This is a genomic window from Mesorhizobium sp. M7A.F.Ca.ET.027.02.1.1, assembly GCF_004022985.1.
Classification (GTDB): domain Bacteria; phylum Pseudomonadota; class Alphaproteobacteria; order Rhizobiales; family Rhizobiaceae; genus Mesorhizobium.
In genome coordinates this window covers 1-9138 of sequence record NZ_RZOL01000247.1, presented here as the reverse complement: position 1 = coordinate 9138, position 9138 = coordinate 1, and the positions used below count along the sequence as shown (strand labels likewise).

General features: G+C 64.0%; 7 protein-coding genes. 2 read left to right on the top strand and 5 right to left on the bottom strand.

Annotated elements, in window-relative coordinates; genetic code table 11:
* The 5 genes from EN749_RS23565 to EN749_RS23545 all read right to left on the bottom strand — a co-directional run.
* Positions 1-1701: 2Fe-2S iron-sulfur cluster-binding protein (locus EN749_RS23565; protein ID WP_128364069.1), on the bottom strand; the 1701-nt coding region annotated here is incomplete at its 3' end.
* The gene (locus EN749_RS23560; protein ID WP_128364068.1) at positions 1698-1964 is read right to left on the bottom strand and encodes a sarcosine oxidase subunit delta; all 267 of its coding nucleotides are present in this window, start codon (positions 1962-1964) and stop codon (positions 1698-1700) included. The genes EN749_RS23565 and EN749_RS23560, both read right to left, overlap by 4 nt.
* Positions 1965-1973: 9 nt before the next feature.
* Complete coding sequence (locus tag EN749_RS23555; RefSeq protein ID WP_128287591.1) at positions 1974-3227, bottom strand: sarcosine oxidase subunit beta; 1254 nt, start codon at positions 3225-3227, stop codon at positions 1974-1976.
* An 82-nt stretch (positions 3228-3309) separates the two neighbouring features.
* Positions 3310-5721, bottom strand: coding sequence for an FAD-dependent oxidoreductase (locus EN749_RS23550; RefSeq protein ID WP_128364067.1), 2412 nt, complete (start codon positions 5719-5721; stop codon positions 3310-3312).
* 212 nt (positions 5722-5933) lie between these two features.
* The gene (locus EN749_RS23545; protein WP_024501867.1) at positions 5934-6593 is read right to left on the bottom strand and encodes a TetR/AcrR family transcriptional regulator; all 660 of its coding nucleotides are present in this window, start codon (positions 6591-6593) and stop codon (positions 5934-5936) included.
* 269 nt (positions 6594-6862) lie between these two features.
* On the opposite strand from EN749_RS23545, the gene EN749_RS23540 reads away from it, so the two are divergent.
* The gene (locus EN749_RS23540; protein ID WP_128364066.1) at positions 6863-8302 is read left to right on the top strand and encodes an aldehyde dehydrogenase family protein; all 1440 of its coding nucleotides are present in this window, start codon (positions 6863-6865) and stop codon (positions 8300-8302) included.
* A gap of 78 nt (positions 8303-8380) precedes the next feature.
* Positions 8381-8956, top strand: coding sequence for a DUF1349 domain-containing protein (locus tag EN749_RS23535; RefSeq protein ID WP_127395983.1), 576 nt, complete (start codon positions 8381-8383; stop codon positions 8954-8956).
* Positions 8957-9138: the final 182 nt, after the last annotated feature.

Below are 9138 nucleotides of genomic sequence, written 5' to 3'. Positions count from 1 at the left end.
GTTCACGCCGGTGCCGCCGGCAAAGCTTGCCAGCGGCACCGGCGTGAACGGCGGACGATAGGTGGTGGTGCCGACCTCCGGCACCGTACGCCCGGTGATACCGGCCATCAGCGCCAGGCCGGGCAGGTTGGAGGTCTTGCCCTGGTCGGTCGCCATGCCGAGCGTGGTGTAGCGCTTCAGATGTTCGACCGAGACGAAGTTTTCGCGCGCCGCCAGTTCGACGTCCTTCACCGTCACGTCGTTCTGGTAATCGATCCAGATGCGCCCCTTAGAGCCCGGTATTGGCCATGCCGCGACTATGCCGCCCGTCGCCTCCGGCCCGGTGCTGCGTGGTGTTGCCGCGTTCGCCTGGCCAGCGAATGCCTTTCCCACGCCGGCAAACACATCCGACAAGGAGACCGCGCCGGCAGCGGCACCGGCAACAGCAATGCCGTCGACCGGATCGCCCGGCAGGAAGGCCGCGCGCGCATCGCTCCAGGCGAGCTTGCCCTTGGCCTGGCCGAAGAGATGGATGGTCGGCGTCCACCCGCCGGAGACCAGGACGCAATCGGCATCGAACCTCGTGCCGTCGTCGAGCGTCACGCCGTCGACGCGCAGTCTGCCGCTGGCGGATGCGAGAGAACGCCCTTTGATCAACCGGACATTGGCCGGCGCGGCAGGCGTGCCGTTGCGCCGGATGTCGACAAGCCTGACTTCGGCGCCGGCCTCGGCAAGCGCCCCCGCCACCTCATAGGCGCTGTCATTGTTGGTGGCGACGATGATGCGGCGGCCGACCAGCACAGCGTGGCGCCGGAGATAGGCGAACGCCGCATCCGCCGACATGATGCCCGGCAGATCGTTGTTGGCGAAAGGCAGCGGCCGCTCGATGGCGCCGGCCGCCAGCACGATCTGGCGCGGCCTGACCCGCCACAGCGTATCCGGCCGGCCGTCGAAATGGCGTTGATTCAGCCCGACCAGATTGTGGTCGTAAATGCCGAAGGCGGTGGTCGAAGGCAGGATGAGGTGACCGCCAGCGGCAAGCTCGGCAATCGTCTCCTTGACCCATACGGCCGCCGGCTTGCCGTCGATCTCCGCGGCACGATGGCCGAGCGATCCGCCAGGGCTCTGCTGGTCGTCGACCAGTGTGACGGTCAGGCCAGCACCGGACGCCAGTCTTGCCGCCGCCAGCCCTGCCGGCCCCGCGCCCACCACCAGCACGTCGCAATGATGGTTGATCTGGTCGGCCATGCCGGGCGAGGTCCAGTCAGCATCGACCGTGCCCAGCCCCGCCATGGCGCGGATGCGCGGCTCGAACCTGTGCCAGTCCGGCCACATGAAGGTCTTGTAGTAGAACGCGGCCGGGATGAAGCGCGCAAAACGGTCCAGGAAGGCGTTGCGGTCGGCCAGTGCGCTGGGCGTGGCGTTGACGCTTTTCGCCACCAGTCCGTCGCGCGCCGGCTCGGTCGTGGCGCGCGTGTTGGGCGTCGCCCGCGAGCCGCCGATATCGACCAGCGCGTTGGGCTCCTCGACGCCGGCGCCCCATGTGCCGCGCGGCCGGTGGTATTTGAAGCTGCGGCCGACGACCGCGACGTCACCCGCCAGCAGCGCCGAGGCGATAGTGTCGCCGGCAAAGCCCTGCACGATGGTTCCGTCGAAGCTGAAGCGGATCGGGCGCGAGCGGTCGATGGCGCTGCCGCCGGTGGCAAGACGTGAGGCGGTCACGCGGCATGCTCCCCGTCGAGAGCGGCCGAAGACAGCACCTTGTGGGTGACGGTGTCCCGCTCCATGACGAAGAACTCGCCGCAAATCATGTGGACCCAGATCTCGCGCGCCGTGCCTTTCGGGTTGCCGCGCAGATAGAGGTAGCCAGCCCAGCGATCGGTCGGCACGTCGATGCCATCCGGCCTGACATTGCCGGCATCGCCGCCATAGTGGAATTCGGTTTCGTCGCGCGGGCCGCAGAATTGGCAAGGAAAGAGCTGCATGGCAAACCTCTAATGCGCGATGCCGGAGCCGGCCGCTTCGTCGATCAGCCGGCCGGTGGCGAAGCGATCGAGATCGAAGGGGCGGCTGATGTCGTTGTGTTTGCCTGACGCTAGCAATTGCGCCAGCAGCGTGCCACCGGCGGGAATGGCCTTGAAGCCGCCCGTGCCCCAGCCGCAATTGAGGAACAGGCCGGGCAGCGGCGATTCGCCGATGATCGGCGAGGAATCCGGCACCACGTCGACGATACCTGCCCATTGCCGCATCAGCTTGAGCTGGCCAAAGATCGGGAACATCTCCAGCACGCCGGCAATCACCGCCTCCAGCGTCGGCAAATTGCCGCGCTGCGCATAGGAAGGAATGCGGTCGAGGCCGCCGCCGATGACGATCTCGCCCTTGTCCGACTGGCTGACATAGACGCCGCAGCCGGGCGACAGCACCACCGTGTCGAGGATCGGCTTGACCGGTTCGGACACGCAGGCTTGCAGCGCATAGGAATTGATCGGAAGCCGGAAGCCGGCCTTGGCCGCCAGCACCGAGGAATGCCCGGCCACCGCCATGCCGATACGCTCGGCACGGATCGCGCCCCGCGAAGTCTGGACGCCGCGGCAGCGGCCGCCCTCGACGATGAAATCGGTGATCTCGCAGTTCTGGATGATATCGACGCCGAGCCGGCTCGCCGCCCGCGCGTAGCCCCAGGCGACGGCGTCATGGCGCGCCGTACCGGCCCTGCCTTGCCAGATGCCGCCGAACACCGGGAAGCGCGCATCGGCTGAGAAATTATAGATCGGCGCCACCCGGCGCACATCGTCAGGTGAAAACAGCTCGGCATCGATGCCGTTGATCTGCATGGCGTTGACGGTGCGCGCCCCGATCTCCATCTCGGCAGTCGAGTGGCACAGATTGACCATGCCGCGCTGCGACAGCATGACGTTGTAGTTCAGGTCTTTCGACAATCCCTCATAGAGCTGGTGCGCCAGCCCGTAGAGTTCGACACTTTCGGGATAATAGTAGTTGGAGCGTACCACAGTGGTGTTGCGCCCTGTGTTGCCGCCGCCGATCCAGCCTTTTTCCAGCACGGCCACCCTGGTGATGTTGTGATTCTTTGCCAGGTAATAGGCCGTCGCCAGCCCATGGCCGCCGCCGCCGATGACGATGGCGTCGTAGGACGGCTTCGGCTCGGGCGATCGCCAGGCCGGTTGCCAGCCGGTCTGGCCAGCCAGGCCCTCCTTGAACAGCGACAGGGCGGAATAGCGTGTGGTCATGACGTGCCGGACAGGCCTGATGTTCGGAAAGAAATGTGGATCATCGAATGGTCTTTCGCACCGACGTAATCGGTTCGATCGGTCATGCCCGCATCGCCTTGCCCAGTGGATCATATGGCGACGAAGCGATGACGCGCGCATCTCTTTCGACGCCGACGATGTGGGTTGTCAACGGCGTATCGATATCGGCCGCTTCGCGCTCGACCAGCGCCATGGCGAGGCTCTTGCCGACCGTATGGCCATAGCCGCCGGAGGTGACGAAGCCGGCCAGCCTGCCTCTGTTCCAGACCGGCTCGTAGCCGCTGGCATCGGCATCCGCCGCGTCGATTTCGAGCGTCACCAGCGTGCGCCTCGATGGAGCCTTCTGCTCTTTCAGGGCCGCCTCGCGGCCGATGAAATCGCCCTTGTCGAAGGCGACCCAGCGGTCCATGCCGGTCTCATCAGGCGTATAGTCCTGCGTGAATTCGCGCGACCAGATGCCAAAGCTCTTTTCGAGCCGCAGCGAATTGACCGCGCTGAAGCCGTATTCGGTGACTCCCAGATCGCTGCCTGCGGCAAGTAGCGCGCGGCGCAGGCCCATGTGCTCATTGGCCCGGCAATGAATCTCGTAGCCGAGTTCGCCGATGACCGACAGTCGTCCGACCTTCGCCCGCACCAGTCCGACATCGAACGTCCTGCAGGCGAGAAAGCCGAACGCCTGGTGCGAAACGTCCTGATGTGTGAGGCGCTCAAGTAGCATTCGCGCATTGGGACCGGCGAGCGAGAAACCAACGACGGCGTTCGAAATGTCGCGAACGGTGACGCCATCGCTCATATGTTGCTCGAACCAGCGCATATGCCACTGGCGCAGATAGTAGGATCCCATGATCCACCAGGAGCCATCACCCCAATTGAAGACGGTGAGGTCGCCCTTGAGCTTGCCGTTTTCACCCAGCATCGGCGCGAGTTTTGCGCGACCCGGCCTGGGCAGCGCACAGGCGAGCAGCCGGTCGAGCCAGGCTTCGGCCTGCGGCCCGGCGATTTCGTAACGCGAGAAGGCTGATATATCGAGCAGCCCGACACCTTCGCGCACCTTGCGGCATTCCTGTGCGACAATGTCGAAGGCGTTGGAGCGCTTCAGCGTCGGTATCTCGACGAAGCCTTGCTGCGCGAAATAGAGCGGCACTTCCATGCCCCATGAATTGCCCCAGCGCGCGCCGGCGGCATCCATCGCGTCATGCGCGCCGGCCGTTTTCAAGGGCCGTCCCGCCGGCAGCTGCTCGTTGGGATAGCTCATGACGAAGCGGCGCGAATAGAACTGCCCGGTGGTCTGCCTGATGTATTCGCGGTTGGAGGCGAAGTCGCCATAGCGGGCGATGTCCATGCCGTAGACATCGGCTTCCGGCTCGCCATGGATCATCCATTCGGCCAGCGACTTGCCGACGCCGCCGCCTTGCAGGAAGCCGGCCATGACACCGCACGCCACCCAGTAGTTGGGAACGCCGCGCACCGGGCCGACCAGCGGATTGCCGTCCGGCGAGAAGGTGAAGGCACCGTTCACCCAGCGCTTGATGCCGGCATTCTCCAGGCAGGGGTAACGGCTGAAGCCGAGCGCCAGTTCGTCGGCGATGCGGTCGGTGTCTTCCTGGATCAGTTCGATACCGTAGTCCCAGGGCGCCCCGTCCATGTTCCAGTGCTTGTGGTTGACCTCATAGATACCCAGTAGCAGGCCTTTCTGCTCCTGGCGCATGTAGGTGAAGCCTTCGAGATCGACGATCAGCGGCAATTCCTTGTCCAGCGCCTGGATTTCGGGCAGCGCCTCGGTGACGAGATAATGGTGCTCCATCGGCGATACCGGCAGGTCGATGCCGGCCATCCTGCCAACCTGCTTGGCCCACAGTCCGCCGGCATTGACGACGTGCTCGGCAATCACCGTGCCCTTCTCTGTCACCACGTCCCAGCCGCCGTCGGCGCGGCGGTTGAGTTCCAGCACGCGGTTGTGCTCGATAATGTCGGCGCCGCGCAGCCTGGCTGCCTTGGCATAGGCGTGCACGACGCCCGAGGGATCGATATGACCTTCGCGCGCGGCATAAAGCCCACCCAGCATGCCGTCGGTGTTGAGGATCGGGCAGCGCTGTCGGATTTCGTCGACGCCAACCAGATGGACATCGTCGATGCCCATGGTCTGGAAGATGCGGTAGGAGGCCTTGAGCCATTCCCAGCGCTCGGGCGCCGAGGCGACCGAGATGCCGCCGGTCATGTGCATGCCGATGCTCTGGCCCGATTCCTTCTCGACTTCGGAGAGCAGGTCGATCGTGTAGGCCTGCAGGGCGGCGATGTTGGGATCGGCGTTCAGTGCATGGAACCCGCCGGCCGCATGCCAGCTCGATCCCGCTGTCAGTACCTCGCGTTCGATCAGCGCGACGTCGCTCCAGCCGAACTTCGCCAGGTGATAGAGCACCGAGGCTCCAACCACGCCGCCGCCGATGACGATCGCCCTGTATTGGGATTTCATCCTGTCGCACTCCACCCAGTCAGTGGCGTACCCTACTGGTATTGTACATATGTGTCTAGAGCTTGGAAAGGCGATAGAATGAGCGGCCCATGACTCCGCTCTGCGCCGATGCAGCAGAGGGGGCTCCTCTGCTGCTGTCGGCAGCAAACGTGCTTGCTATTGGGGCGATGCGCTAAGCGAAATCGTCAGCCGCGGCGGCCGGGCGGGCCGTACTATCGGTTGCGCGAAAGCGTCTTCTCGACATAGCGCGAAAAGTCCTCGACATCCTCCGCCGGGGGCTCCTGGCCGGTGAAGCTGCGCAGATAACCGGCGACGTGAGGCAGGCGGCTGCTCATCGGCTCGTTGAGCTCAAGCGAGTAATAGCCGATCTGCATGAAGTACAGCACGCGAGCCCGCACGAAGGCATCCTCCTCGTCGTAGCCATGACGCATGAACATGTCGCGGATGGCGTTGACACGCTCCTCGTCGGCCTCGTCGAGCGCGCGCCTGATGGCGGGCGAGCGGCGGGCCCAGGCCCTGATCGCGAAATCCAGCTGCGGATCGAACAGCCTTTCGTCTACCCAGCATTCGAAAATGCTCATCACCCCGCGGATGACGGTCGCGGAAGGCCGCCTGGCCCGTTCGACGATGAATTTGGTGTTGGTCTGCCGCCAGTAATCCAGCAGCTGGTCGAGCAGATCCTGCCGGCTCTTGAAATACCAGTAGAAGCTGGAACGCGACACATCGAGCTTCTGTCCAAGCGTCAGCACGCGGACGCGTTCGACACCGTCGGAGATCAACGTTTCAAGAGCAAGTTTCAGCCAGTCTTCGCGAGTGGCCTTGATGTTGCCGGTGGCGCCGGCGCGCTGAATCGTCGTTTCGAGAGCTGCCATCGGCACGACGCATGACATGCTGCCTCAGGCAAATCAAGGCTATGGACAGAAGTGTATAGAGGAAATCGGCCCAAGCCGGACGACGCACCATGGATGTTGGCCGCATCGAAGCTCGATGAGGCAATGTCGTCACCCGCCATCCGCGCGGCGCAAGCGGGGGGATTTTTGTCGCGGCTGCTGGTTCACTGTTTGCTTTCCCGCGAGGCAATTGTCTGGCAAATACCAGTTCAGACAGATGCCCGCGCGGCCAACAAGCAGGAACACACGATATGACGCTGTTTCGAAAGAACCTCATCGATGGCGAATGGGTCGGCGACGCCGGTTCGCGCAACATCAACCCCTCGGATACCGGTGACATCGTCGGCGATTATGCCTCGGCGGGTGTCGAACAGGCCAAGCAGGCGATCGCCGCGGCCAAGGCAGCGTTCCCGGCTTGGTCCCGTTCCGGTCCGCTGGCGCGTCACGCGGTGATGAAAAAGGCCTCCGACGAGATTCTGGCGCGCAAGGACGAGATTGGCCGCAATCTCGCGCGTGAGGAAGGCAAGACGCTGGCCGAAGGCATAGGCGAGACCATTCGCGCCGCCCAGATTTTCGATTTCTTTGCCGGCGAAACGTTGCGTTTAACCGGAGAGGTCGTGCCGAGCGTGCGACCGGGCGTCGGCGTCGAGATGACGCGCGAGGCGGTCGGCGTGGTCGGCATCATCACGCCGTGGAATTTTCCGATCGCCATTCCGGCCTGGAAGATCGCTCCGGCATTAACCCACGGCAACACCGTCGTCTTCAAGCCGGCGGAGCTGGTTCCCGAGAGCGCCTGGACCATTGTCGACATCCTGCATCGCGCCGGCCTGCCAAAGGGCGTGCTCAATCTCGTCATGGGCAAGGGTTCGGTCGTCGGTCAGGCGATGCTCGACAGTCCCGACGTCAACGCCATCAGCTTCACCGGCTCGGTCGGTACCGGCAAGCGCGTTGCCGCGGCAAGCATCGAACACATGCGCAAGTTCCAGCTTGAAATGGGCGGCAAGAACCCTCTGGTCGTGCTCGACGATGCCGATCTTGCGATCGCCGTCGATTGCGCGCTCAATGGCGCCTTCTTCTCGACCGGCCAGCGCTGCACCGCGTCATCCAGGCTGATTGTGGCTGACGGCATTCACGACCGTTTCGTCGATGCCCTCAAGGACCGCATGAGCAAACTGGTCATCGGCGATGCGCTCGACGCGCAGACCCAGATCGGTCCTGTCGTCGACGCGACGCAGCTGAAGCAGGACGAGGACTATATCGCCATCGGCGTCAGGGAAGGTGCCACGCTCGCCTTCGGCGGCGAGCGGCTCGACCGCAAGACGCCAGGCTTCTACCTGCAGCCGGCATTGCTCACCGAGGCCACCAATGCCATGCGCAGTTCGCGCGAGGAGATTTTCGGACCTGTCGCCAGCGTCATTCGCGTCAAGGACTATGACGAGGCGCTTTCCGTCGCCAACGACACGCCCTTCGGCTTGACCTCCGGCATCTGCACCTCGAGCCTCAAGCATGCCACGCACTTCAAGCGCAATTCGGAGGCCGGAATGGTGATGGTCAACCTGCCGACGGCGGGTGTCGATTTCCATGTTCCCTTCGGCGGCCGCAAGGGCTCGAGCTATGGGCCGCGCGAGCAGGGCCACTATGCGGCGGAGTTCTACACCACGGTAAAGACGGCCTATACGTTCGCAGGCTGATCGGCCGTCGACCGATCATGCCGGGCTGATCGGACCGGCACACCGCCATGCACATCTGGATTGGAGCGGCGCGAAGGGATGACAGTGCAGAACCTGACCTGGCTTAACCCGCCGCCGCACCACGCAATCGAGGGCGATAGCGTTCGTGTGCGCACCGGCAAGGAGACCGATTTCTGGCGTGAGACCTTCTACGGTTTCTGTCGCGACAACGGCCACTTCCTGCACCGGCCGGTCGAAGGCGATTTCAGCGCCGAAGTCACGGTCAAGGGCGACTACGAGGTCCTCTATGATCAGGCCGGGCTGATGGTCCGGCTCAGCGAAACGCACTGGATCAAGGCCGGTATCGAGTACACCGACGGCCTTGCCTATTTCTCCGTCGTCGTCACCAACGACACGTCAGACTGGTCGCTGGTCGCCATTCATGCCGATCCGAACGGCGTCAGGATCCGGTTGACCCGTCACGCAGAAGCGATCCGCGTCCAGTACCTCGATGCTTCCAACGGCCACTGGAAGCCTGTGCGGCTTGCCTATTTCCCGACCTCGAAGACGGTCGATATCGGCATGATGTGCTGTTCGCCGCAACGCGAAGGCTTTGAGGTAACGTTCTCGGATTTCTCCCTCGGTCCGCCGATATCGCGGGAATTGCACGATTGAGACGTGCGGTCTTGCGCTGAACCGCAAGCACTTCGACCTTTGCCACAATCAAGTCTGTAGACCGCCGTGTGCCTCCGGCCGAGACGGGGGGTTGTCGCGGCACTGCAGCCGGCGAGATCGTCAGCCAGTTGCGATGCCGCCAGACGGTTCGAAATTTTTGGCCCCTGGTTCGGCTCCGGCGG

What these genes read in the sequence shown, in the direction of transcription:
- EN749_RS23540 (WP_128364066.1), top strand. Translation starts at nt 6,863, where the DNA reads ATGACGCTGTTTCGAAAGAACCTCATCGATGGCGAATGGGTCGGCGAC.
- EN749_RS23550 (WP_128364067.1), bottom strand. Translation starts at nt 5,721, where the DNA reads ATGAAATCCCAATACAGGGCGATCGTCATCGGCGGCGGCGTGGTTGGA.
- EN749_RS23545 (WP_024501867.1), bottom strand. Translation starts at nt 6,593, where the DNA reads ATGGCAGCTCTCGAAACGACGATTCAGCGCGCCGGCGCCACCGGCAAC.
- EN749_RS23555 (WP_128287591.1), bottom strand. Translation starts at nt 3,227, where the DNA reads ATGACCACACGCTATTCCGCCCTGTCGCTGTTCAAGGAGGGCCTGGCT.
- EN749_RS23560 (WP_128364068.1), bottom strand. Translation starts at nt 1,964, where the DNA reads ATGCAGCTCTTTCCTTGCCAATTCTGCGGCCCGCGCGACGAAACCGAA.
- EN749_RS23535 (WP_127395983.1), top strand. Translation starts at nt 8,381, where the DNA reads ATGACAGTGCAGAACCTGACCTGGCTTAACCCGCCGCCGCACCACGCA.